General features: G+C 58.2%; 23 protein-coding genes. 12 read left to right on the top strand and 11 right to left on the bottom strand.

The window, feature by feature from the left end:
• The first annotated feature begins 304 nt into the window (after positions 1-304).
• A complete protein-coding gene (locus AC6I65_RS01550; protein ID WP_497902351.1) occupies positions 305-1,876 on the top strand; it encodes a Cdc6/Cdc18 family protein in 1,572 nt (523 codons plus the stop codon).
• 12 nt (positions 1,877-1,888) lie between these two features.
• Here the strand turns inward: AC6I65_RS01550 and AC6I65_RS01545 are convergent, their stop codons facing one another.
• The 3 genes from AC6I65_RS01545 to AC6I65_RS01535 form a co-directional block, all read right to left on the bottom strand.
• Positions 1,889-2,323 carry a hypothetical protein gene (locus tag AC6I65_RS01545; protein WP_497902350.1) on the bottom strand — a complete coding sequence of 145 codons (435 nt, stop codon included), beginning with the start codon at positions 2,321-2,323 and terminating at the stop codon, positions 1,889-1,891.
• Positions 2,324-2,428: 105 nt separating this feature from the next.
• Positions 2,429-2,908 (bottom strand): copper resistance protein CopD, encoded by a 480-nt coding sequence (locus AC6I65_RS01540; protein ID WP_497902349.1) that lies wholly within the window; start codon positions 2,906-2,908, stop codon positions 2,429-2,431.
• A gap of 58 nt (positions 2,909-2,966) precedes the next feature.
• A complete protein-coding gene (locus tag AC6I65_RS01535; protein WP_497903138.1) occupies positions 2,967-3,518 on the bottom strand; it encodes a metal-dependent hydrolase in 552 nt (183 codons plus the stop codon).
• Positions 3,519-3,660: 142 nt separating this feature from the next.
• On the opposite strand from AC6I65_RS01535, the gene AC6I65_RS01530 reads away from it, so the two are divergent.
• Positions 3,661-4,542 carry a hypothetical protein gene (locus AC6I65_RS01530; protein WP_497902348.1) on the top strand — a complete coding sequence of 294 codons (882 nt, stop codon included), beginning with the start codon at positions 3,661-3,663 and terminating at the stop codon, positions 4,540-4,542.
• A 22-nt stretch (positions 4,543-4,564) separates the two neighbouring features.
• Here AC6I65_RS01530 and AC6I65_RS01525 read toward each other — a convergent pair whose 3' ends face one another.
• A complete protein-coding gene (locus tag AC6I65_RS01525; RefSeq protein ID WP_497902347.1) occupies positions 4,565-5,146 on the bottom strand; it encodes a deoxyuridine 5'-triphosphate nucleotidohydrolase in 582 nt (193 codons plus the stop codon).
• 43 nt (positions 5,147-5,189) lie between these two features.
• Positions 5,190-5,396, bottom strand: a complete 207-nt coding sequence (locus AC6I65_RS01520) for a dodecin family protein (protein WP_254159118.1) — start codon at positions 5,394-5,396, stop codon at positions 5,190-5,192.
• A 161-nt stretch (positions 5,397-5,557) separates the two neighbouring features.
• Here AC6I65_RS01520 and AC6I65_RS01515 point away from each other — a divergent pair, with 161 nt between their 5' ends.
• Entirely contained in the window at positions 5,558-5,839 is a 282-nt protein-coding gene (locus tag AC6I65_RS01515; protein ID WP_497902346.1) for a hypothetical protein, read from the top strand.
• Positions 5,840-6,080: 241 nt separating this feature from the next.
• Here AC6I65_RS01515 and AC6I65_RS01510 read toward each other — a convergent pair whose 3' ends face one another.
• Together AC6I65_RS01510 and AC6I65_RS01505 are read right to left on the bottom strand one after the other, a co-directional pair.
• Positions 6,081-6,476, bottom strand: a complete 396-nt coding sequence (locus tag AC6I65_RS01510; RefSeq protein ID WP_497902345.1) for a DUF7522 family protein — start codon at positions 6,474-6,476, stop codon at positions 6,081-6,083.
• A 343-nt stretch (positions 6,477-6,819) separates the two neighbouring features.
• A complete protein-coding gene (locus tag AC6I65_RS01505) occupies positions 6,820-7,947 on the bottom strand; it encodes a tyrosine-type recombinase/integrase (RefSeq protein ID WP_497902344.1) in 1,128 nt (375 codons plus the stop codon).
• A gap of 1,056 nt (positions 7,948-9,003) precedes the next feature.
• Between AC6I65_RS01505 and AC6I65_RS01500 the strand changes: the two genes are divergently transcribed.
• Positions 9,004-9,201, top strand: a complete 198-nt coding sequence (locus tag AC6I65_RS01500) for a hypothetical protein (protein WP_497902343.1) — start codon at positions 9,004-9,006, stop codon at positions 9,199-9,201.
• Positions 9,202-9,363: 162 nt separating this feature from the next.
• Positions 9,364-10,242: a hypothetical protein gene (locus tag AC6I65_RS01495; RefSeq protein WP_497902342.1), complete on the top strand. Its 879-nt coding sequence runs from the start codon at positions 9,364-9,366 to the stop codon at positions 10,240-10,242.
• Between the two features lie 294 nt (positions 10,243-10,536).
• On the opposite strand, the gene AC6I65_RS01490 is transcribed toward AC6I65_RS01495, so the two are convergent.
• Positions 10,537-11,448 (bottom strand): DUF7972 family membrane protein, encoded by a 912-nt coding sequence (locus tag AC6I65_RS01490; RefSeq protein WP_497902341.1) that lies wholly within the window; start codon positions 11,446-11,448, stop codon positions 10,537-10,539.
• 361 nt (positions 11,449-11,809) lie between these two features.
• Between AC6I65_RS01490 and AC6I65_RS01485 the strand changes: the two genes are divergently transcribed.
• Both AC6I65_RS01485 and AC6I65_RS01480 read left to right on the top strand, forming a co-directional pair.
• Positions 11,810-12,166 carry a hypothetical protein gene (locus AC6I65_RS01485; RefSeq protein WP_497902340.1) on the top strand — a complete coding sequence of 119 codons (357 nt, stop codon included), beginning with the start codon at positions 11,810-11,812 and terminating at the stop codon, positions 12,164-12,166.
• 698 nt (positions 12,167-12,864) lie between these two features.
• On the top strand, positions 12,865-13,335 hold the full coding sequence (locus AC6I65_RS01480) for a DUF8162 family protein (RefSeq protein WP_497902339.1): 471 nt from the start codon (positions 12,865-12,867) through the stop codon (positions 13,333-13,335).
• Between the two features lie 332 nt (positions 13,336-13,667).
• Here AC6I65_RS01480 and AC6I65_RS01475 read toward each other — a convergent pair whose 3' ends face one another.
• Entirely contained in the window at positions 13,668-14,225 is a 558-nt protein-coding gene (locus AC6I65_RS01475) for a lamin tail domain-containing protein (protein ID WP_497902338.1), read from the bottom strand.
• 452 nt (positions 14,226-14,677) lie between these two features.
• Between AC6I65_RS01475 and AC6I65_RS01470 the strand changes: the two genes are divergently transcribed.
• The gene (locus tag AC6I65_RS01470) at positions 14,678-15,292 is read left to right on the top strand and encodes a class I SAM-dependent methyltransferase (RefSeq protein ID WP_497902337.1); all 615 of its coding nucleotides are present in this window, start codon (positions 14,678-14,680) and stop codon (positions 15,290-15,292) included.
• 220 nt (positions 15,293-15,512) lie between these two features.
• On the opposite strand, the gene AC6I65_RS01465 is transcribed toward AC6I65_RS01470, so the two are convergent.
• Positions 15,513-15,731: a hypothetical protein gene (locus AC6I65_RS01465; RefSeq protein ID WP_497902336.1), complete on the bottom strand. Its 219-nt coding sequence runs from the start codon at positions 15,729-15,731 to the stop codon at positions 15,513-15,515.
• 509 nt (positions 15,732-16,240) lie between these two features.
• On the opposite strand from AC6I65_RS01465, the gene AC6I65_RS01460 reads away from it, so the two are divergent.
• The 4 genes from AC6I65_RS01460 to AC6I65_RS01445 all read left to right on the top strand — a co-directional run bounded on the left by AC6I65_RS01460 (position 16,241) and on the right by AC6I65_RS01445 (position 20,298).
• Positions 16,241-16,648, top strand: a complete 408-nt coding sequence (locus AC6I65_RS01460; RefSeq protein ID WP_497902335.1) for a VOC family protein — start codon at positions 16,241-16,243, stop codon at positions 16,646-16,648.
• Positions 16,649-16,871: 223 nt separating this feature from the next.
• Entirely contained in the window at positions 16,872-17,807 is a 936-nt protein-coding gene (locus AC6I65_RS01455; protein ID WP_497902334.1) for an alpha/beta hydrolase, read from the top strand.
• Positions 17,808-18,190: 383 nt separating this feature from the next.
• The gene (locus AC6I65_RS01450; protein WP_497902333.1) at positions 18,191-19,003 is read left to right on the top strand and encodes a helix-turn-helix transcriptional regulator; all 813 of its coding nucleotides are present in this window, start codon (positions 18,191-18,193) and stop codon (positions 19,001-19,003) included.
• Between the two features lie 158 nt (positions 19,004-19,161).
• Positions 19,162-20,298, top strand: a complete 1,137-nt coding sequence (locus tag AC6I65_RS01445; protein ID WP_497902332.1) for a flavin-containing monooxygenase — start codon at positions 19,162-19,164, stop codon at positions 20,296-20,298.
• A 422-nt stretch (positions 20,299-20,720) separates the two neighbouring features.
• Here AC6I65_RS01445 and AC6I65_RS01440 read toward each other — a convergent pair whose 3' ends face one another.
• The gene (locus tag AC6I65_RS01440) at positions 20,721-21,455 is read right to left on the bottom strand and encodes a hypothetical protein (RefSeq protein ID WP_497902331.1); all 735 of its coding nucleotides are present in this window, start codon (positions 21,453-21,455) and stop codon (positions 20,721-20,723) included.
• Between the last annotated feature and the right edge of the window lie 376 nt (positions 21,456-21,831).

Below are 21,831 nucleotides of genomic sequence, written 5' to 3'. Positions count from 1 at the left end.
GTCGACATCACGGAGCAACGGTCGAGACAAAACCGGCCCAAATAGCCCTTTATTGCCCGAAAAGAGCAGTCAGAGATTTTAGTCACGTGTCGGTCGTCGAGACAGAAAGTGCCACGCCGAGGAACGTCACCTGGATTGAAGGGAAGCGTTTATTAGGTATGTGTTCCTTTGGTTCGTTTGCATCAACTGGACGCCGGAGAATACGCGCTGTACTCAAATCGCCACTTGATCGGGGATTTATGCCATCTACAGGCCGTTTTGGGTCGAGCGCTCCACACGAAATGAGGGGGTATGCGTACGACGAATGTCAGACGAGAAATCAGATACCACGAATTCGGGCCGTTCGGGCGATCGAGAGTTGCCGGCTGGCTTCATGGCAGACCTCGAGAGCGCCACCGAGGGCGAGGAGTCGAATCAGGGGCTGTTCGACGACCTGCTCAGCGGCGAACCGATTTTCGAGAACAAGGAAGTGCTGCGACCGTCGTACACGCCCCACGAACTGCCCCATCGAAGCGACCAGATCAACAAAATGGCGACGATTCTCGTCGCGGCCCTTCGGGGAGAGACCCCGTCGAACATTCTGATCTACGGCAAGACCGGGACCGGCAAGACCGCGAGCGCGAAGTTCGTCAGCAAGGAACTCGAGAGCACCTCCCAGAAGTACAGCGTCCCGTGTGACGTCGAGTACATCAACTGCGAAGTCACCGACACGCAGTACCGCGTGCTCGCCCAGCTCGCCAACAAGTTCATCGAGGAGAACGAGGCGCGAATCGACGAGCGAATCGAGGAACTGGAGTCGATTCGAGAGGCTCTCGAGGAGACGAACGATGACGGCGTCGACGTGACGGACGAAGACGACGTCGACTGGACGAACGAGAACTCGAGCGAGACGGGAGACGAAGCGTCACCAGCCCTCGAGGACGAACCGTTCGACTCCATCGAAGACGTGAACGAGGAGATCGACTCGCTCGAGGCCGACCGCGAGGAGTTCGAGGAGGTTCCGATGACCGGCTGGCCGACCGACCGCGTCTACAGTGTCTTCTTCGACGCCGTCGACTACTCCGAACGCGTCGTCGTCATCATGCTCGACGAGATCGACAAACTGGTCGAGAAGTCGGGCGACGACACGCTCTACAACCTCTCCCGGATGAACTCCGAACTCGTCAACTCGCGAGTGTCGATCATCGGCATCTCGAACGACCTGAAGTTCACGGACTTCCTCGACCCCCGCGTCAAGTCCAGTCTCGGGGAAGAGGAAATCGTCTTCCCGCCCTACGACGCCAACCAGCTTCGAGACATCCTCCAGCACCGCTCGGAGGTCGCGTTCAAGGGAGACGCCCTGTCGACGGACGTCATCCCGCTGTGTGCGGCCTTCGCCGCCCAGGAACACGGCGACGCCCGACGCGCGCTCGACTTGCTTCGGACCGCGGGCGAACTCGCCGAGCGCTCCCAGGCCGAAACCATCGTCGAGGAACACGTCCGCCAGGCCCAGGACAAGATCGAACTCGACCGCGTCGTCGAGGTCGTCCGCACCCTCCCGACCCAGAGCAAACTCGTCCTCTTCGCGATCATCTCCCTCGAGAAAAACGGCGTCCACAGCATCAACACCGGCGAGGTGTTCAACATTTACAAGCGCCTGTGCGACGAGATCGACGCCGACATCCTGACCCAGCGGCGGGTCACCGACCTCATCAGCGAACTCGACATGCTCGGCATCGTCAACGCTGTCGTCGTCTCGAAGGGGCGGTACGGCCGCACCAAAGAAATTAGCCTCTCGGTCCCGCTCGAGGAGACCGAGGCGGTCCTCATTTCGGACTCTCGACTCTCCGACATCGACGACGTCCAGCCGTTCGTGCAGGCGCGCTTCGAAAACTAGTACTGGCTCACGCTACTGTACCGGTTCTTGCCCTTCGATACGCGCCCAGCCGATCGCGTCGAGGACGATCACGTGGTCGCCGTGTCTGACGTAGACGCCGTTGTACTCGCCATCGCGCCCATCGTAGTACGGGAACGAACGGCGAATCGCGTCGACGATTTCCCAGGAGCCGTCGCGCTCGAGCGTGACGTGTTCCCACTCCTCGCGGGCGTCGTTACGGACCGCGCGACGAATCGCTCGCGAGACGCCGGGCAGGCGACGGAGTTGGCGGCTCGAGCTATCGACGACGGTCGCGTTTCGGGGAACGTTGTCGACGATTCGCGCTCCGACGTCGGCCTTCGACCGGGCTTCGGGGTCGCGTCTCCCGGCGGATCGAAGGAGATAGCCAGCGGCGGCCGCGGAGCCAACGAAGAGAAGCGACACGGCCACGTCCTTTCCTCTAATCATTATGAAGCTACCTAACAGTAACTGACTAAGTATCTTTCGGCAAGAACTCACGCGGTTGACATATTTAGAAGAAGCCGTATCAGGGATAGACGGCGGTAGACGGTGCTACAGGACGTAGACAGCGCCCGAGGTGATGACGCCACCGATGACGAGCAAGAGCAGACCGACGACCGCTCCAGCCCGGAACAGCGGAAGCGCGCGCTGGGCCGGCTCGCGGAGCTTCTTGCCGTTGAGTCCCGATTCGAGGCGCTTCGTACCCACCTCGACCAGCGCAGTGAGGAGCAGCCAGCAGACGACCATGAGCACGACGAGTCGCCCGTTCGGCGAGGAGAACAGGCTCGGTTTACCGACACCGTCGAACGAGTAACCGGTCCCAGCGAGGTGCCCGCCAGTGAGCAAGAGTGCGACCGTGCTCACGCGCGAGATCGTCGTGAGTCGGGTCGTGATTCCCTCGAGAGGCTTCGTCGTGTTGAACGCGCCGTCTCGAGCCAGCGGCAACACCACGAACGCGACGTAGAAGACGCTCCCGGCCCAGATTGCGGCGAACAGCAGGTGGGCGATCCGGGAGGTGATGTCCACGAGCATATTCGCTCGGTCGGCGACCGAGCGTATCAGCGTTGCGACTCGTCGGCGCCGCGGACAGTCACTCGATCCAATCCGGGACCCAGTCGACCAGTCGGCGTCTGCAGAGCGTGTACGCGAGGGAGACGACCACACTGGCGACGATTAGCCATCGAACCGGGCCCGAGAAGGCGACGAGCGCGGGAACGGCCAGCACCGTCGCGAGGAGGGCGTCCTCCGGTGCACCGTCGTACCGGATCAGCCGTCGCGGCCGAATCCACGTCCCTCGAGCGTGGTCATAGACGGCGCGGTCGCTCGGATTCTGCCAAGGGTCCATCTCCGGGCCCCCACCCAGGGCGTCGCTGGCGGCGTGGACCCAGGCGCTGACGATACTGGCAGCGATACCCGCCGTTATCGCGGAAGGCGCGACCGCCGCGAGTCCGACGGCCAAACCGGCGGCGAGGAATCCGAAGACGGGGAAGTGAAACGTCTTCCGGTGGGTCAACACGAGGTCGACGTCCGGGAGAAGGCCGCCGACGACTGCGCCGAGAGCGAGTGGCGTCGCGAGTTCAGGGACCGCGACGGCCGCAGGGGCCACGAGGGCGAGTCCAACGAAAACGTGGGTCGTGGCCATCATGCTCGGACGGAAGGAGTCGGTGCGTAAAAAGGGCGGCCACCGTTGCCCCGCTCGTTCGCCCGGAACGGAGACCATACGCTCACCTGACGTGAGAGTAGTGTGTCGATAATTATCACGGGGAAGAAAGTATCGCCAGAACATGAGCCTCATTGGAGACGGACAGTTCGTCGTTCGGGACTTTACGTTCGATGCGTACGAACGGCTGCTCCAGACCCTGAACGAACGGGGGTACGAGACGTACTCCGTAGCGTCGGTCCTCGAGACGGGGACGGTCCCCGAACGGTGCGCAATCGTTCGCCACGACGTCGACCGACGGCCAAGCATCGCCCGGTCGATGGCTCACCTCGAGTCCGAGTACGGCATCGAGGCGACCTACTACCTCCGCACGTCGACGTTCAGTCCCGAGTTCGCGCGTACCCTCGTCGACCTCGGCCACGAGGTCGGCTACCACTACGAGGACCTCGCACGGGCGAGGGGAAATCGGAAGCTCGCCTACGAGGCGTTCGAGCGGAACCTCGAGCAATTTCGCGCCCACGTCGACGTGACGACGGCGTGTTCTCACGGCAGTCCGCTCTCGCCCCACCTCAACACCGACATGTGGGACGAGGCGCGCCCGCCCGAGCAGTACGGACTCGTCGGGACCGCCTACGGCTCGATCGAAACGGACGACACGGATTCGCGGAAGCCGACGTACGTCTCGGATACCGGTCGCCACTGGGGTGTCGTCGACCCGACTATGGGCCGCATCGACACTACCGAGGATCTCATCGAGCTGCTCGAGTCGGGTGCCTGTCCACGGCTGTACGTCCTCGCACACCCGAGCCGGTGGGCGCGCTCGCGCGGCGAGTTCGTCGAGCGAGTGAGCTGGGACGTCGCCGCCGAGGCCGGAAAACGAGCCGTGGTGCCGCTCCACCGGGCACAGGGGCGCGTTCGCTCGGCCGCCGACGAAGTGGTTCGAGCGATGAGTCGGCCGGTGGCGATGTCGAGAAACGCGCTCGGAATGACGACCAGGAAACGGTGATTGGTGCCGAAGACGCTCTCAATCAGAGATTCTCGCCCTGGTAGCTCCCGTCGTAGGTCTCGTCGTGGTCGGCCTGTGCGAAGACGAGCTGGGCGATCCGCGCCCCGCGCTCGAGTTCGACGTCGTGGTGAACCTGCAACAGCCCCTCGCCGCGACCCTCGTAGCCCGCGTCCCAGACGGCCGTGTTGAGCATACACGAGTTTCGCATGAGCGACGAACGCGGGTAGACGAACCCGACGTGTCCCTCCGGGATCCGAATTCGCTCACCATATCGGACGATGTAGGAACCGACCGGCAGGTAGTACTTGTCGGGGTCCTTGCGCTCGAGTTCCTCGAGCGGGCGGGCGACCCGATCACCGATCTCCTTGTCGTCACGGGTGATCCGGCCCGGCTCGAGCTGGTCGAAGACGACGTCGACGGTGAGGTCGACGCCGTTGGGCTGTACCTGTTCGTCGATCGCCGGCGAGACGTGCTCGGCGACGAACGCGCCAGAACGGAACATAGTATCGAAGAGGCGGTGGCGGTGAGAAAAACGTGTCGCGTCGCGATGGCCGGTCGCTCGGCTCCCATCGGCGTTCGAGCCGACTAGACACCAACGGGCCATCTCGCCTCGAGGCGTCGGCGGACGACGCACCCCTCGAGTCCGACTACGAGTGCTCGACCGGGAACGCGATCTCCGTCGTCGCCTTGTACTCCACGATTTCGCCGTCCTCGACGTTTGCCGTCCAGTTTTCGACGTTGATTCCGGAGATGTCGTCGACCGTCTGACTCGCCTCACGGAACGCTTCTCGAGCGGCTTCTTCCCAGGACTCCTCTGACGTACCCATCACGCGGATGACTTTGACTGCTGTCATGGCACCCGTCGTACCACCGTCGCACTGATAATGCCTACTCGCCCTCGCGATGACGTTCACGCCAGGTGACTCGTCCGTGGAAGGTGACGACGCGGGCGGTGGACGATACGACGGTGACAGCTAGGTAGCGGATTCAACACGCTCGGGGGAGTAGTTCGTTTATGCCAATTGACACCGAACCTCAACTGCGGGCGGACGGAGGCTCAGATTCCGTCGACAGCGACGACAGTCCGGTCACCTCACAGGCAATCGTCGATTCGATCCGGGCCGCACCTGTGCCCGTCGTCAACACGCAGTACCTGGCCGGCCAGTATTCGGTTCCGGTCGAGGAGATGCACGAACAGCTATCGGCCATGGTCGAGGACGGAACGCTCGAGCACCTGTACGTGGAGGGGCGGTGGCACCTCTGGTGGCTCTCGCTCGAGGCGGAGCTAACGGAGTGACGCGACTCGTCCTCGACACAGGAGTTGCACAGGGGGCGCCACCTGGTGATGATCGTCGCATCGGTCCACGATCGATTGCGTTGTAGTCCGGTGAAGGGAGAACTCGCACTAGCGGGTTGAGGACAGGACCACCCATCGGGAATTACGGCCGGGTCGGACGTTCTCCTTCCTTCAAATTCGGACTCATTACGCCGCGTCGTTCGCGGGTTTGTTCGCGACGAGACGAAATAAGGAGGGTCACTCACTCCTCAGTAGTGTCACCCGTATGCGTTACCAGGACCGATTTGAGAGCAGTGGTGAGTTCTTCGAACCGATCCATCGACATTGAGTCAGTCGTCACCCAGGCACCATAGCGGTCGTGAATAACGCGTGTCAGATACCCGTATTCGAACATTCGAACAGTGGCCTGGTACTCTCCCAACTGCGTATCTCGGTATAGCTCGTCCGCTCGAAAGCCGTTCCGTTCCAACTCGGCGAACCCAATGAGATCAGCCGTCCGACCGAGATCAGACCGGAGGTATATTTGTTCAACCTGATCCTCGGTGAAATACGTGATACTTCGTAATTCATCCCCGACTGCCGTCCGACACACGCTGAGTATTGCATCTGCGAACGCTGACTCAAGTCCGTCGCCCATGGTAATATATAACACGACATCTCGCGCTATAAGTGCTAGTGGTAGAGAGTACAACTTCGAGGTCATCTCCGGGTTAGCCTGGCGAAGCATCCGCTGGGCTCGCTGGGCGCCACGAGTTTGACGGGAAGGGCCACCAATACCGCCCCGGTCGGTTGAGGGCCGACGCTGGTGGAGGTGAAAGTAAGAGTGTGATGACTCGATCTGAATTCAGAGGATTGGACCGCCCGGATTGTGAACCACGGTCGGAGCGGAGCTCCTCCCTTGTTCAAATCCGGCTTTTCACGTTGGCGTCGCTCGCGAGATTGCTCGCGACGACAGAAATGGGACCGCCCGGGTTTCAACCTCATCGGTCATCACCTCCCTCGTCGTCGAATGAGAGGCGACCCAGGTATGGCCGGCGACGCTCGCGCATCTCCTCCATCCTGGTCGGTTGATCGTAATGTCGGAGGAGGACCTCGATCGAGGTGTTCACCCGTTCGGCGACGCGTTCTGGGGGGGGGATTTTCCGATTGAGTTGCCACGTGATCGAGCCAGTGCGAACCTGGTGAGGACTCCGCGACGAGGGACACTTGCTCGCCTCCGAGTAATCCAGAAAATCACACGTGTCCGGGTTGTTTCCGTGCGGGCACGGCGAGTGGAGACACGGGACAGTGGCCAGGTACATCCAGGCCCGAACGGCATTCGTCGAGGGGCGACCCTGCTCACTCGTCAGCAACGGCTGCCGACCGTAGTCGTCGTACTTTTCGAGGCGGTGATTCTGAATGTACGCGTCGACAACGTCACACGTTTGCTCCGGGAGACCAACGATGCGTTCACCATCGGCTCCATTTTTCAGTGGGGTCTCTTCGCGCGGGCGGTGGGCGAACTCGAGGCACTGTTGCTTTCGGTCGTAGTCCTCGAGATTGAGGCCGCGAAGTGCGCCCAAACGTGCGCCGGTATACCACGCCAGCGCGAGCAACGTATGCGCGCGTGAACCGTACTCGGTGGCCTCGTAGTGGGTGAGTAATGCGTGGGCGCGGTCGGTGTGGAGCCGCACCTTGCTCACCTGGTCGCCGGCGGGAACGATCGGTGGATCAACCTTGTCTGGGAGTCCCTCGTCGACGAGTTCCACCCGAACGCAGTACTCGAAGAATTTTTTCAGGGTCCCCAACTCGTTGTTGAGGGAAATCGGCTCTAACCCCTGTTCCCGCCGGGTGGTTTCGTAGGACTCGATGTCCCACCCGTTCACCTGGCCAATCTCGGAGATGCCCACCTCCTCACACCACTCGATGAAATGTTTCAATCGGTAGTGGTACGACGAAACGGTGGACTCGCGGTTGGACACTCGGAGTTTGTTGAGCCATCGCTTAAGGGCTTCCCGCGGAGAGAGGTCGGGGACGCGGTCGCCCCCATCCGTTGTTCCCTCGATGGGGACTTCGTACCTGGGTGGCTCGTCCGGGGATGCCTCAGCGTTGTCTGAAGTCGAACTCATAGCTCCCACCCATTCTGGGGCCTGCTCTGTTGGCTTGGGTGGTCCCAACTGTTCGAGGCACCTGGCTCTGAAATAGCCTCGAGAGATGAGGCATGGATCCCACACACCAGCATAGGGTCACACCCATCTGAGCTGATTGTGGTTGTCGCGGGACGTGGGCAGAGTTCGCAACTGAATGCGGTCGTTTCGTGCGGATTGGGGGTTTTCGAATCGGTTGTCATTGGTCGGATGTCAATCCCGAACCCGCCGAACTGACGAAACGGCTATACTCTCTCGAATTGTAGAGTATAGATGACACCAACTCGGTGTCGGTCTCGTCCGTCGGAAGGCGGTCGGGATAGCGTTGATTCGGCCCTGCGCGGGGTGTGTTTCCACCACGCCCCATTTCATGCGCGGGTCGTCCGATACCTCATGAGTGATCAGAGCCATGGTTAGTACCCAGATTCCTCGAGTAACAGCTCCACGGCCTCATGCATACTGCCGAGGTCGTGATCGTCACGGTAGTGGGTGAGTCGGGTTCGGATATTTGAGCCCGCATGCAGCCCTATTGTTGTATACCTAACCATTTCCTGCTGACCCTGATTCTCGAACATTATAACCGAGGGGTGTACTTGAAGGTCGCGCTGAATTACCGACCCCACATAATGTGTACCTAATCACGTACGCATTATATACCCCTGATTGAGAGGTTTTAGAGGTATTCAATAATAAAAATATATTTTATCCGTTATATAGAGAGAGTGGATCAGATACTCAATCTAATCTGCGGTCCGCCCATGTCATTGAATTCGCTACCCGCGCCGAGATGAGGGTCTGGTCAACGGGTGATGGCTGGATAGCTTACCGCACATATTCGGCCGTTCCGGGCGAATGCAGACTTATCTGGAGCGGTCACAACCCCTTCTGGTATGGGGTCAGAACGTGGGTTGCGTGAGCTGGGATCGAGGTAGAACGCCGTGTGTTGCGCTACGAACTCGGCGAGCGCCTGCTCAGTCTCCGAGACGGTGACGTCCGGGCGATGGTGAACTACACCCTCGAGAGCATCTTGAACCACGAATGGTCGTCGTCCTCCGGAGTGGCGGACGCGAAGTGCTGGTCAACTGGCGCACACAACAATCGATCGTCGTTTACGAACTGCCGCGCACCGGGTTTCTCGAGCCCACTGAGGTGAGCTACGACGCACCTGATGGCCCAGGGGCGTGGCTCGAGACCAATCACAACGAACTGGAGTGGGTTCACCCCGACTTGCGGTAACAGAATCTGGCGCCATCGACTCCTCAAACTGCGAGAGGTGCCTCAATGCGCTTGAATGAGCAATAATCACGGCACATGAGACCCGCAGTAGTACCCTGAATAAGCGGCCCGGCCGACCTATATGAGGAATGTCTTTTTAATGTTTCACATACATATCATCTTATGGTACGGCAGCTTAAGGAGGATTTGTGGGAAGAACTAATTGGAGAGATCTGGTACCGAACTAAGAGCCAGACCTCGTTTGGAGAGCGAACCACTATCTTCGTTTTCGTTCCAATTGTTTTCCTCATGATTGCCACACTTCCTCAAAATATTCAAGAATCGTGGACGTTGCATCTTGGTTCCCCGTCTTTTTGGGATGCATATCTGACGAATTTTATCCACAGTAGCGTCTCGCATCTTAGTGGTAATCTCCAAGCATACGTATTCCTGATGGCTATCCTTCTCCCTCTCGCCATCTTCGCGGATTGGAAGCGCGAGCTGTATATTACAATTTTCTTCTACATTACCGTTGTCCCATTTGTTGTATCCTACTACTCCGTGTGGACGCTACACGGAACGGGTGTTGAGACAACGGTGGGGTTCTCAGGTGTCGTCGTGGCATTTCTCGGCCTCTTTCCCATCCTCCTGTTCGCATTCTTTCAGAGGGAGGTCAGCCCATCTATTCGAATCCACTATAGTCTCGCCCTCGTTGCTCTCGAACTGGCGGTCATCCTCTTTTCGTGGTCTGGGGTTTCTATCTCAGTAATTGCCCTCGTTATCCTCGGCACTCTCGGGCTCGGGGTGATGCTATGGGATACCCGTGGTGATTGGGGGGCACTTGTATCGTCCAGCACGAACCTGTTCCTCGTGCTCATCACAACCTTTACATTCATCTTCATGTCGTACAGGATCCTCGTTAACGTTGGCCCTCACGTCAACGTATACGCCCACTTTATCGGATACGTCTCCGGATTCATGTTTCCCGGGATCCTCTCGTTGGTTCTGGATCTCCGTGACCGGTTCGCCTGGGTTGATGACCGCTTTACCCTTACAATTTGATGATTTGCATATACGAGACAACCGTAGACCAGCGACGGTTTTGCTATCCTGTTGGCCTTTTTGGAACCCTCATTAGGTGATAGATTTCAGCAGTCGTGCTGCATACAGAGGATGGATGCGGCACGATGGTGCTATTTATATCACGCACTCAGACTGGAACCAACCGCTACATACGGCTGCTTACTGATCGAAATCTGCGCTATTAACCAACTGATGTTTTCTCTCTTGGTAAGCGTGATACACCTAACTCGTCCTCCCGTACGGCGGCGAAATCAATCCCAGTCGCGGTTGTTGCTACGTCATAAATGGGGTGATTGACGCAATATGCTGGGCCACTGTTGCTACCCGGAGGATAAACGCTATCAGGAGCGCAAGAGGGATGAGACCAACCACAACCGTCAGGAGAATGAAAGCGAATACCGTTGGCATAGGGGTAGCTGCCGTGGGAAAGGTAGCAAGCTGGATGAGTAACGCGACTGGGAGAGAAATAGCCAGCACACCGACATACAGAAGCGAGCGAGAGAGCTTCGCGAGTTCCTCCTTCATGAACGCGGTCGTAAAGTATTGTCGAGCAATGTCGAGATTCTTCAAATCCGCGCTCAAAGCATCGAGCGTGGAGAGCAGTTTTTCATGCTCACCCCCCTCGTAAGCCGATTCAAGCTGATGACATTCATGAATGTGGGTCGCGTATTCGATACCGAGAAGGGGAACGATCACCGAAGAGAGCTTATCCGTTCCTGTCCCGAGTTGCTCGCTAATCTGGGCACATTCCTCCGGTAGTTCATCGATAAGGTGGGTATCCGGTTCACTGGTCGAGTCGGGGAGAAATTCCGCGAGCGAACCGGCGTGTTCTTGAGTTTGCTGAAGGAGCTGTTGCAGAAAGTCGACTGGATCGGTCGGTGGTGCTGGCTGGTCGAGTGCTGCCTGCCGATAGTCGGCTGATTGGTCAATCTCGTCTCGGAGCGATCCCGGTGACTCCAGTTCCTGGGAGAGAATCACCTGGTTGATCGCGACCACAAGGGTGATGAGCGTAATATTTCCCCCGATCAACGCGCTCGCGATATAGATCAACGGCGTGAGATTGCGGATGGCGAATTGGGAGAAGAGAGGGATAAGTACCACCACAGCCATGGTGAAGAGTATCCCAGTCGCGACGCTGAATCGATTCCCTGAGAGGAGGAGCCATTGACTGAATCGGTCGTCCATTCGTTGATTGGTACTTCGTCGGTCAGCCAGAAAAGGTGTGGTGCCTCTCTTCACTTCTCTCTGTATCCGGATTTGATTCTCCGATTACGAACGATCCTTGTGCCCCCTGTACTGAGCGTTTGGTCTTCCGTGTTAATCGTTCCTCGGACAATGCCACATTCGCGCTCTGTATCCAGCACGGCCCTCTTGACAGTGGTTCGGTAGTTCGACCAGATCTTGCTGAATACAGAGCGTAAATGTGGCACGGATAGTCTCCACCCGATGTGCAGGCTGGATTGCTCCCCAGAGGAGAGGTAGTTGACGCAGACATTGATTTCAAGTAGAGAACAGCCTCTTCCGTCTCACGCTCCAAGCAGGATTCATGATTGGTGCTTATACGATCGGCAAGAAAGCGTTGAAGTTCGGGTACAAACGCTATGGCATCCCTGGGGCAGTCGCGTCGGGTGGGGTCGCGCTCGCTGGATACGTCGTCGTGCGGCGCGCTCTCAAATCGTCCACGGACTCCAATAACGTCACGTCAGCTATCGACGCACAGGAGATTAAGCGCACGGTCGACGAAAAGGGCATCGATGCGGTGAAAGACAGAGGAACACTTGACGATGCCATAAACGAGGACGCGTTGGATACGCCGGTCGACATGGATGAGGTCCAATCATCGGCGGCGGCGGAATCCGACAAGGTAACCGAATCGCAGGACGAGACTGATGACGGAGAGTAAGCTCCATTGGTGACGTTGACCGTCCGTTTCGGCTGAGTTCTCATGTGCAATAGCCGCTCGGTATGCGGAGCTACCGTGCGCCTGATTCAGCACGAATCGATCGAAACAAACGAGATTGGTTCGCTGAATTCATCCTCTGTATGTAGCAGCCCCGAACTGACAGTGTCACGATAGTCTGTTGAATTGGTGCTGCATACACAGCGCGAATGTCGTATTGCCTGAGAAGTATTCAACACGGGAGCACAAACGCTCAGTACAGAGCAAAGCGTTACATTAGTACTGTTATTCACATCGCGTCTCAGCCAATCCAATTAGGCATCCCGCCATCCCAGAATAATCGAACGAACGAGTAACTTACACCGATGACGAACAGTATAGCGATAACAGAGAGTAAAGTTTTCATAGTGACAGCTTGGAGTTTGATACTATATAACATTTGGTCAATACGCATTCGTATGTATCGGCTGGCCCCTCCCGAGAGAGTGGAATAAACTCTCTCCGCTATGCTGCATACAACTTCCGTCTCTTGTAACCGTTCCTGAAAATAATCCGATAATTGGTCAAGTCTTTGCAAGATATAGGATGTTTGTGTATCGGTTAGGCCTGTACGGCAGGAATACGACCTACGAGGCGATCGATACTGATACGGCCAGAATATTTACCAGAAGATAGTTACCTCACTGCTCACCTTTTCCGCTATGGTCCTCGAGCGCCTCCTCGGCTGGCTGTTCACCATCGGTCTATTGCTCATCCCCGGCGCCGTCGCGACGGTCGCCTGGACGCCCCTGCTCGCCTCGAGTCGTTTCCGCTCGCTCTTCGAGCACCTGCCACCGTTCGATTCACTTGTGGTGACCTACCCGTTGTACGGGCTCGCGGGATCGGTGCCCTACGTCGTCGGTGTCGGAGTAGTGATCGCCCTCGCCGGCGAGAACGGCATCTGGGGCCCGCCGATCCTCGGGATGACGTTGCTGGTGTCGGTCGCCTACGTGATCGGCCTACCGATCCTGGGGGCGCTCGTCTTGCCGCGCGTTGGTGTCGATTGGGACCCGAACGGCTACGGGCTCGGGACGTGGGCGCTGTTGGCCATCGGCGGGTTCTGGTACGCGCTGATCTTTGCAATTCCGCTGGTCGTCCTGGGAATCGTGCTCTCGCTTCCAGGCGGCTGGTAGAACAGTTGGTGAAGTGGGGCGCTAAGGTGAAAAACCGGGCTTCTACAGAGTCTCGTGCCGTCGAATCAGCCACTTCTCGCGACGTTCTCTCGAGGCAGAGGCATGTGCCGATAGCGGGTGAACACGAGAACTGACTGTCTAGAACCAGACCGGTCTACCCACCACTTATGGATTTTTACGGTTCCACAGCCACGTGTAGCAATGCGCTGCTCCTCCTCGCAGTTGATACTCAACTAATTCTACGTCTTTCACAGGCGAAGGACTGGACGACAAATCAGGTATTTAGACGGAGAGCCTTCTCAGGAGTATTTCAGTCAATTACACAGCTATTCTTAATGAAGACAGTCGACCTCGTCATCTGATCTAGTGGTAACGGTACCACCATCACAGCCAAAATTCTCATAGTCAGCGCTAATAACAATAGATTCCTGAGTATCTCTCACGCGTACAGTACCGTTCTCATCGAGTACTGATGTGGCGACTCCCTCATCAAATCCTGCATACCGAAGATAGACCGGTGGACTTGACTGCAGAGTCGCATTTTCGCCGCTTCGGCTTAAAAGAGCGAGCTGTGCACCCGGCTCAACCACGAGTTCATCTATCTGATACGTATGATCAGAAGGATACTCAATAGTGTATTCTGCCACATCCAGGGAATTTTCAGATTCGTTTTGGAGAAGGATATACTCACCGTCAATAAACTCCCGGTCTGCTTCATCAGCGTAGATGCCGACAAAACGTAATCCGACAGTTGCGTCGCCGTTCTCAGTATCTTCAGACTCGTTCTCATCCGGATTGGATAAATTACCCCGCTCAGTGGCATTGAGGCAACCGGTGAGTCCTACAGCTATCCCCGCAAAACTCAACGCAAGGAGTTCACGTCGGTTCATACCCGATCATCATCAACCATGGGCAAAACACCTGTCTAAGGTCAAGTGATTATTTTACCCACCAATGATACTCCCGTGATCGCTCTGGAAAGGCCACTAAACAATCAGGTAGGAAAACCGTTCAGTGAGTGGATTTCGACCGTTAAACCAGGGTAAGACTCAAAGAATAAAGAAGACTGTCGTGCTGTATCCATTCTCTGAGCCGATCACATCATTCTTGACAGAAACCGAGTAGTTCGAACAACCAATGCTGAACTCATAGCCCGAATCGGGTACTGAACACCGGCAGAAGGGTAGTGGTTGGTTCGACTAACTCAGAGACGTGATTAGCAAAGCAACGAGAGTCCTGTATGAGTCCGACTGAGAAACGGGAGTCCACGCCCACAGCAACACAGTCACCTCCGTTTTATTTCAACAGAATTATTGTCTGTGGTTGAATTGAATACCAGTCCATGTCGGACCAATCGGATTCTGAAACAGGTGGTCCAGCGGAGTGGTGGAACGGCGTATACGAGAGCGAGACCGCCCCTCCCTGGGATATTGGCAAGCCACAGCCAGCTCTCGTGAACGCCGTCGGGAGTGACGGATTATCCGGTCGCGTCCTTGATGTTGGATGCGGAACTGGAATACATGCACTCTGGGCAGCAACCGAGGGACACACAGCTGTGGGCATAGATTTCTCTAAAAAGGGAATCGAGCAAGCACAGAGGAACGCCGAAGAACGAGGTCTCAATGCGACGTTCCGAGTCGCAAATGCACTGGACTTTCCCCACGACATCGGAACGTTCGATACCGTGCTGGACAGTGGTCTGTTCCACGCGTTCGAGAGCGAAGAGCGCGAGAACTACGCTCGCGAACTCGCCAATATCGTCTCCGTGGGGGGTCGTGTGTTCCTTGTCGGATTTGGTGCAGGTGCTCCGGAGGATGGAGGACCGAACCCGCTCACTCCTGATGACGTATCCACCGCCTTTGCAAGAGAGTGGAACGTCCTGGAAACGCGGGAAGTAGCGTTCGAAACACGCGAAACCTCGTTCCCAGGTTTACTCGCGATTGTCGAGCGAGTCTGAGCGTTGGTGACCGGCGTGCACTTTGTCTGTCAGCGTATTCACCCACCCGAAGGCGAAACAAACGAGGTTACTGACCGCAACCTCTGAATCGGTCATGTCGTTTTTGCCAAGACCCGCGTAGTTCATTTAGTGTGTGCTGAACTCAGGATACGAATGTGGAACGAGGCTTGGCTCAACTTGCGAAGACAGTGGTCGCTCAGTACAGGTGACAACAGGCTGTTTACACTGGTATCTCCTGTACCTGTTCTTTGCGCCTATCGAAGTAGATAGCCAGCCCAACTAAGCCCGGTACGAACCCTGTGAGGAACAGGAAGAATACACCCACAGCCCACTGCCACGCCCACGTACTTCCTCTCGATCTGGCATCACGGTAGATCCACCCGCCGATTACAACCCCGAATACACCAAAAATAAAGAGGAGGATCATCAACTCATCCATAGCGGGTGCACCAGAGTACGACAGCGGAATCGAGTACATAGCCCGACATATTGGCATATAGATTTATAGTACTTTCCCCATTGATATGTTTGCAGAGGTACTGGTCGGGACGGACTGATCGTTTGCTGAAATCCCTTTACGAACGTGCATTTTTATGCCGTGGGACACTATAGCACAGCGGCCGCTCCACAATGTGGTTGGAGCCTAAGGAGTTATTTGGGACAACGGTCCTACGTTATTTCAGTGGCATCCGATCTTCCTTTTGGTACAAATGCGGTGTTCAGTTCGCAGCCGTATGTGGCGATTGGTTCTGGGATGAGTGTGTGAAATAAACAGTGCTACCGTGCTGCATCCATCCTCTGTATGCAGCAGCCTCGAGATGCCAGAAAAACGAAAGTCTGCTGAGCTGGTGTTGAATACAAAGCGCGAATGTTGCAGCGTTTCTAACAGATTTTACCTCAAAACCATCCGGCATGAACAGTTAGCGAGGAGCGCGCCGTCTAGAGCTCATGGCGTCTATCAGCAACATTACGTTTGCGTGTGAGGACCCTGGTCGCCTCGCCACGTTTTGGACCGCAGCAATCGACTACGAGCTGCAGGAGGCCCCGCCAGGGCTTCTCGAGGCAATAGAGGCTGAGGGTGGCGATCCAAACGCAGCTGCGGCAGCAATCGATCCGGAGGGGCATGGTCCCCGACTGTTTTTCAAGAAAATACCCCGCTCGTCGCCTGAACATATTCCGATCCACCTCGACCTCAACGCTGCTGACCGCGAGGGAGAGGTCGAACGACTCGCTGAACTCGGCGCGTCTATTGTAGAAACCAAGACCGAAACCACTGGTCCGTACACTGAGACCTGGACAGTTATGCGCGACCCCGAGGGGAACGGCTTTTGCGTGCAGTCACCGCCAGAACAATAAACGGTATTCGAAATGGGGTTGGTTTGCTGCATCCATCCTCTGTATCTCGCACGACGGTCATCGCAATTCAAGCGGACCCTCTGCTTCGGGAACGTAGACATCTCGTCGGATAGTGGGAAAGGTTAACACCCCTCATGGTGTATGGGGCTCCAACATTCGTCGGTATCAAGCGGGAGGTGCGGTGGCTGTACCGACGAATTTACAGCAATAGGGAGGACTAACTATGGCAAATCCAACACAGCAGGATGTAAGCCAAGTCGTCTCGGAGGAGTTACGCTTCCGCTCAGACGACGAGGAGTGCGCTGCCACGCTGTATCGTCCTGACGGCATCGAGGACGTCACCCCCTGTGTTGTGATGGGTAACGGCTTCAGTCTGACCCGCCGCGACGGGTTGCCCCGCTTCGCCGAACGCTTCGTGGACGCGGGAATCGCGACACTGACGTTCGACTTCCGTCACCTCGGGGACAGCGACGGTGAGCCCCGCCAACTGGTCGACTACCAGCGCCAGCGCACCGATCTCGCCGCCGCGGTAGACTTCGCACGAACGCTCGAGGGAATCGGCGCCGACCGGATCGCGGTGTGGGGATTCTCGTTCGCCGGCGGGCACGTCGTCCATGTCGCGGCGCACGACGACTGGCTGGCGGCGGCTGTCTCGATGTTCCCGATTCTCGATGGCCTAGCGCTGGCGCGGGAGTACGGCCTACGCAACAACGCGCGGTACATGGCCGCTGCGGTCCGCGCCAGTGTAGGCCGACGGCCAATCCAGATGGCCGTGACGGGACCGCCCGGGGCACCGGCGATGCTGACGCAGCCGGAGGCGGAGCCCGGATTCGACGCCGTGTGTGCCGAGGACTCGCGCTGGCGCAACGAGTTCCTCGCCAAGCCGAGCCAACCCATCGTGGAGATTCGCCCGATACGCGAGGCATCCAACGTCCGCTGCCCGCTGTTACTCTGTCTTGGGACCGAGGACACGATAGCGCCAGTCGGGCCGATTGAGCGAGCCGCCGACCGTGCACCGCAGAGCGACTTGCGTCGCTACCCTATCGGACACTTCGACGGGTTCCGCGATGCGTTCGAAGAAGTGGTCAGCGACCAGGTTGATTTCCTCGACCGCCACCTTGTACCGTCTCCTCGGCCTGATCGATCGCGTATACAGTAACACTTCGGCAAGAACGACCGAGCGTGCTCCGTATCGATGATTGACGTGGTGACCGCGATAGATTCGCGAGGATACTGAGCCTGGTTCACTGCCATCAGCGAGAACCGAACGAAACTGGCGTGGTGAACCCATTCTCTGGATTCAGCAGCCTCGAGCTATCAGAAAAACGATAGCATGCTGAGATGGTGCTGCATACAGAGCGCGATTGCAGCAAATGGCGACTGCCACGGTAGCACCGCGACCGAGATGTGTCGCCATCACTGGGGCGGGCCGGGAAGCAGGTGTAGGACACGCCACTCGATTCTCCCGAGGCCCCCCAATGGAGAGTCGCCTGTTTCTCCCCACGGTAGAAACGCTAAGCTCTTCGCCCGCCTACATAGTCTATGACTGCGAGAATCGACAACATCCAGTTCTTGGCCGTATCGGCCCACCGAATCGGTGTCCTCGAAACGTTGCGTGACGGACCGACCGACCGTCGAGAGCTGTGTGAGGCCACTGGCGCCTCCTCGCCGACCGTCGGGCGGGTGCTCGCCGACTTCGAAGAGCGGAAGTGGCTCGTTAGAGACGGTTCCACGTACGGACTGACCCCCCTCGGCGAGTACGTCGCCGACCGGTTTCTGGCTCTCCGGGACGCGATGGAGATCGAGGAGAAGCTCCGCGACGTCTGGCAGTGGCTGCCGGTCGAGATGCCGGACTTCTCCGTCGACCTCTTCGCCGACGCGGTGATTTCCTACCCCGGACCGGGTTACCCCTATGAGCCCGTCGAGCGTCTCAGTCAACTCATCGCGTCGACCTCGTCGTTGCGCGGGTTCGACAACATCGTCTTCAAGTCGAGCAACCTCGAGACGGCCTGCGGTGCGGTCCTCGAGGGAATGGCACTCGAGTACGTGTTCACGCCCGAGGCCCTGGAGGGGACGTTCGCCTGGAATCCGGACCGGATCGTGGAGATCGCCTCCTGCGAGAACGCGACTGTCCTCGTCCACGACCACCTCCCCGACGGTGATCGCTGTGGCCTCGGCATTGTGGACGACCGGACCGGCATCTGCTGCCACGACGTCGAAACCGGGGCACTGACGGCGATCATCGACACCGACGCCCCAGAGGCCCGCGAGTGGGCCATCTCGGCCTTCGAGCAGGTTCGAGCGGAGGCGACCCAGGTAGACCCCGCCGCCTTCGGATCCCTTGCGCCGTCGTGACGCCCTCGCGACGACCACTACCATCGGACTGGCAAACCGGTAAGCCGAGAGCCGCTGGCGTCGCAGGCACCCGGCTTACCCAAGATTTCAGGGCGTGAAATCCTGCACGCGGCATCATCACGTCCCTCCGGCGCGTACGTTTACTGAGGAATGAAGACATGAGCGAACAATACGACACCGTCGTCATCGGCGGCGGCCAGGCCGGACTGGCGACCGGGTACTACCTGCAGCAGCACGACCAGGACTTCGTCATCCTCGACGCGAGCGATCGCGTCGGCGACGCGTGGCGGGCCCGCTGGGATTCCCTCCGGGTGTTCACGCCCGCCCGCTACTCGAGCTTGCCGGGGATGGACGTCCCGGACTCACCGTACGCCTTCCCCACGAAGGACGAGGTGGCCGACTACCTGGAGACCTACGCTCAGCGGTTCGACCTGCCCGTCGAACTCGGCGTCCGCGTGGACGGGTTGGAACGGAGCGGCGATAGATTCCTCGTGAGCGCTGGCGACCGACGGATCGAGGCGGACAACGTCGTGGTGGCAATGGCGAGCTATCAGATCCCGATGGTCCCGGATTTCGCGGCGGAACTCTCCGACGATACCGTCCAGTTGCACACGAGCGAGTACCGCAATCCCGATCAGCTCCAGGACGGGGACGTGCTCGTCGTCGGGGCGGGCAACTCCGGTGCCGAGATCGCCCTCGATGTCGCAGACGGACACGAGACGTGGCTATCGGGTCGGGACGTTGGCCACGTACCGTTCCAGATCGACTCGTGGGTCGGCCGTCACCTAGGGGTCCCGTTCGTGATGCGCGTGCTCTTTCACCGGATCTTCACGACGGGGACGCCCATCGGTCGCCGGAAGCGCCCGAAGATGCTGTCCCAGGGCATCCAGTTGGTCCGGGTCAAACCGAGCGACTTAGCCGCTGCTGGCGTCGAACGGGTGCCTCGAACGACCGGCGTCCGCGACGGTCTCCCCGTCATCGGGGACGACGACGTCCTCGACGTCGAGAACGTCATCTGGTGCACCGGTTTCCGCCCGGATTTCTCGTGGATAGACCTCCCGATCTTCGACGGGAAGGAACAGCCCAAAGAGCCCGTCCACGAACGCGGCGTCGTCCCGAACGAGCCAGGCCTGTACTTCGTCGGCCTATTCTTCCTGTACGCGATGACGTCGGGACTGTTCACCGGCGTCGGACGGGACGCGGAGTACGCCGTCGATCACCTGACGTCGAGGACACGGCAGCCACCTCGTCCGAGCTACAGTGAATCGGTGGACGGACTTCCACAGCAGACGTAGTCGAGTTCGGCGTCGGACCGGTTTCGGTCCCGAATCGAGTCGCGAGCAGACAGGTCGGTTCGGTGGGTTCGCCCTGAACACTTGCAGGGGTCTCGCGATCGAACCGAACGGTGAGTGGCCGAGCCTCACGATTGCTCGCCGGTGCCTATTGACAACAATCACTAGTCCCCGTCCATTGAGACAAGTAACCCTACTTTCAGCAGGCGATCAGCGATCTACTAACGGACTGCCAGAAGCGCTCTACTGAATGCAGGCATGCAAATTTAGAGTGAATTGCACTCAACGCCCGCCGTCAGCCGGTTTTGTGAATATTAGGACTCGTTAAAACCCTCACGCGGTGATAGGTTTTAGCAGCCGCGCTGAATACAAAGCCCAGGGCGCGTATTCAGCATCGACCAGCACCGAGAGTTCGTGGGTGGTGCTCAGTGAACGGGCCCGTGTCCGCCGACTTTTGGTTCCTCGGACATGGTCCACGCGCCGGCCTCGGATCGCGCCAGGGTGACGCCGAACCAGACCAGCCACAGGCTCATCACGACCGTGGAAACCACCCAGACGAGGCCGCCCAGAGCGATCCCGAGTCCGAACACGAGGACCATCCCACCGAAGGCTGTAACTCCCGCGATGGCACCGACCCACGATGCCCACCCGGGTGTCGTCTGGTACACGCTCCGGGCCTCGTTGCCGGCGATCACGGCGATCGCCAGGACAAAGAAGAGGAACGCAGCACTATGTGCTTCGGCGAAGTTCGACCACGCCTCGAACATTGCCGTGTCTCCGGCAATGGCGGCCTCGGTAATCACGGTTGCCTCGACTACGGCGGCCGTCGTGACCCAGAGTGCACTCACGATTAAAACGGCCCACGCCGTTGTCGTCCACCAAGTTTGGGTGAGCCGTGATCCGGCCGTCAGCATGATCAATCCTGCTATCGTGAACATGGAAAGTGCAATCGCGGTTGCTGCGTGTGCAGCTACCCACTGGGTCGGCGCGTCGGCGATAGTCGCCATGAACTCGGCCGGATCGGGAGAGGGCGGTGGGTGAAGAGCGAATCCGACCGCCAACAGCAGGGCGCCGATCGCAAGTCCGGCTCCTCCCACCCGTATACTCGTATCTGTGTTCGACGTCAACTGGTTGACTGTTCCTTCATTTGTTGTTGCCATAGTCTCCTCCAGCGCGTTCATCTCGACCCCTCGTTTCCAGCAGGGGTTCGCAGAGAACGCCGAGTAATACTTGGGTATGTGGGATGTTAACAATTGCCATTCCATTAGCCAAAAATGAATAGTTACTGGTTTTACGTACAAACCCTGGTAGAATCGTATCGTCTACTACAGGCCTGTCTTGAGTGAGCGGGAATACAGAGAACGCAGTCGTTGTGATGGTTACATTCTCTGTATCTTGCACGACGCTTCTAGCAACAGTTCGGTAGTTAGTCGGGTCTCTGCAAGAAACAAGGCGTGAACGTCGCAGGGTCTATCGCAATTTACGAGGGGTAGCGAACGGTCAGTATAGGTGAGATACGTATCGATTAGTTGTGGC

The sequence above is a fragment of the Natronosalvus sp. KLKA75 genome (assembly GCF_059736265.1).
The sequence above is the reverse complement of the archived record's forward strand: the minus strand, read 5'-3'. Positions and strand labels throughout refer to the sequence as shown.

Coding starts and splice junctions, on each gene's coding strand:
- AC6I65_RS01550 (WP_497902351.1), top strand. CDS start 305: ATGTCAGACGAGAAATCAGATACCACGAATTCGGGCCGTTCGGGCGAT.
- AC6I65_RS01545 (WP_497902350.1), bottom strand. CDS start 2,323: ATGATTAGAGGAAAGGACGTGGCCGTGTCGCTTCTCTTCGTTGGCTCC.
- AC6I65_RS01540 (WP_497902349.1), bottom strand. CDS start 2,908: ATGCTCGTGGACATCACCTCCCGGATCGCCCACCTGCTGTTCGCCGCA.
- AC6I65_RS01535 (WP_497903138.1), bottom strand. CDS start 3,518: ATGGCCACGACCCACGTTTTCGTTGGACTCGCCCTCGTGGCCCCTGCG.
- AC6I65_RS01530 (WP_497902348.1), top strand. CDS start 3,661: ATGAGCCTCATTGGAGACGGACAGTTCGTCGTTCGGGACTTTACGTTC.
- AC6I65_RS01525 (WP_497902347.1), bottom strand. CDS start 5,146: ATGGCCCGTTGGTGTCTAGTCGGCTCGAACGCCGATGGGAGCCGAGCG.
- AC6I65_RS01520 (WP_254159118.1), bottom strand. CDS start 5,396: ATGACAGCAGTCAAAGTCATCCGCGTGATGGGTACGTCAGAGGAGTCC.
- AC6I65_RS01515 (WP_497902346.1), top strand. CDS start 5,558: ATGCCAATTGACACCGAACCTCAACTGCGGGCGGACGGAGGCTCAGAT.
- AC6I65_RS01510 (WP_497902345.1), bottom strand. CDS start 6,476: ATGGGCGACGGACTTGAGTCAGCGTTCGCAGATGCAATACTCAGCGTG.
- AC6I65_RS01505 (WP_497902344.1), bottom strand. CDS start 7,947: ATGAGTTCGACTTCAGACAACGCTGAGGCATCCCCGGACGAGCCACCC.
- AC6I65_RS01500 (WP_497902343.1), top strand. CDS start 9,004: ATGGTCGTCGTCCTCCGGAGTGGCGGACGCGAAGTGCTGGTCAACTGG.
- AC6I65_RS01495 (WP_497902342.1), top strand. CDS start 9,364: ATGGTACGGCAGCTTAAGGAGGATTTGTGGGAAGAACTAATTGGAGAG.
- AC6I65_RS01490 (WP_497902341.1), bottom strand. CDS start 11,448: ATGGACGACCGATTCAGTCAATGGCTCCTCCTCTCAGGGAATCGATTC.
- AC6I65_RS01485 (WP_497902340.1), top strand. CDS start 11,810: ATGATTGGTGCTTATACGATCGGCAAGAAAGCGTTGAAGTTCGGGTAC.
- AC6I65_RS01480 (WP_497902339.1), top strand. CDS start 12,865: ATGGTCCTCGAGCGCCTCCTCGGCTGGCTGTTCACCATCGGTCTATTG.
- AC6I65_RS01475 (WP_497902338.1), bottom strand. CDS start 14,225: ATGAACCGACGTGAACTCCTTGCGTTGAGTTTTGCGGGGATAGCTGTA.
- AC6I65_RS01470 (WP_497902337.1), top strand. CDS start 14,678: ATGTCGGACCAATCGGATTCTGAAACAGGTGGTCCAGCGGAGTGGTGG.
- AC6I65_RS01465 (WP_497902336.1), bottom strand. CDS start 15,731: ATGGATGAGTTGATGATCCTCCTCTTTATTTTTGGTGTATTCGGGGTT.
- AC6I65_RS01460 (WP_497902335.1), top strand. CDS start 16,241: ATGGCGTCTATCAGCAACATTACGTTTGCGTGTGAGGACCCTGGTCGC.
- AC6I65_RS01455 (WP_497902334.1), top strand. CDS start 16,872: ATGGCAAATCCAACACAGCAGGATGTAAGCCAAGTCGTCTCGGAGGAG.
- AC6I65_RS01450 (WP_497902333.1), top strand. CDS start 18,191: ATGACTGCGAGAATCGACAACATCCAGTTCTTGGCCGTATCGGCCCAC.
- AC6I65_RS01445 (WP_497902332.1), top strand. CDS start 19,162: ATGAGCGAACAATACGACACCGTCGTCATCGGCGGCGGCCAGGCCGGA.
- AC6I65_RS01440 (WP_497902331.1), bottom strand. CDS start 21,455: ATGGCAACAACAAATGAAGGAACAGTCAACCAGTTGACGTCGAACACA.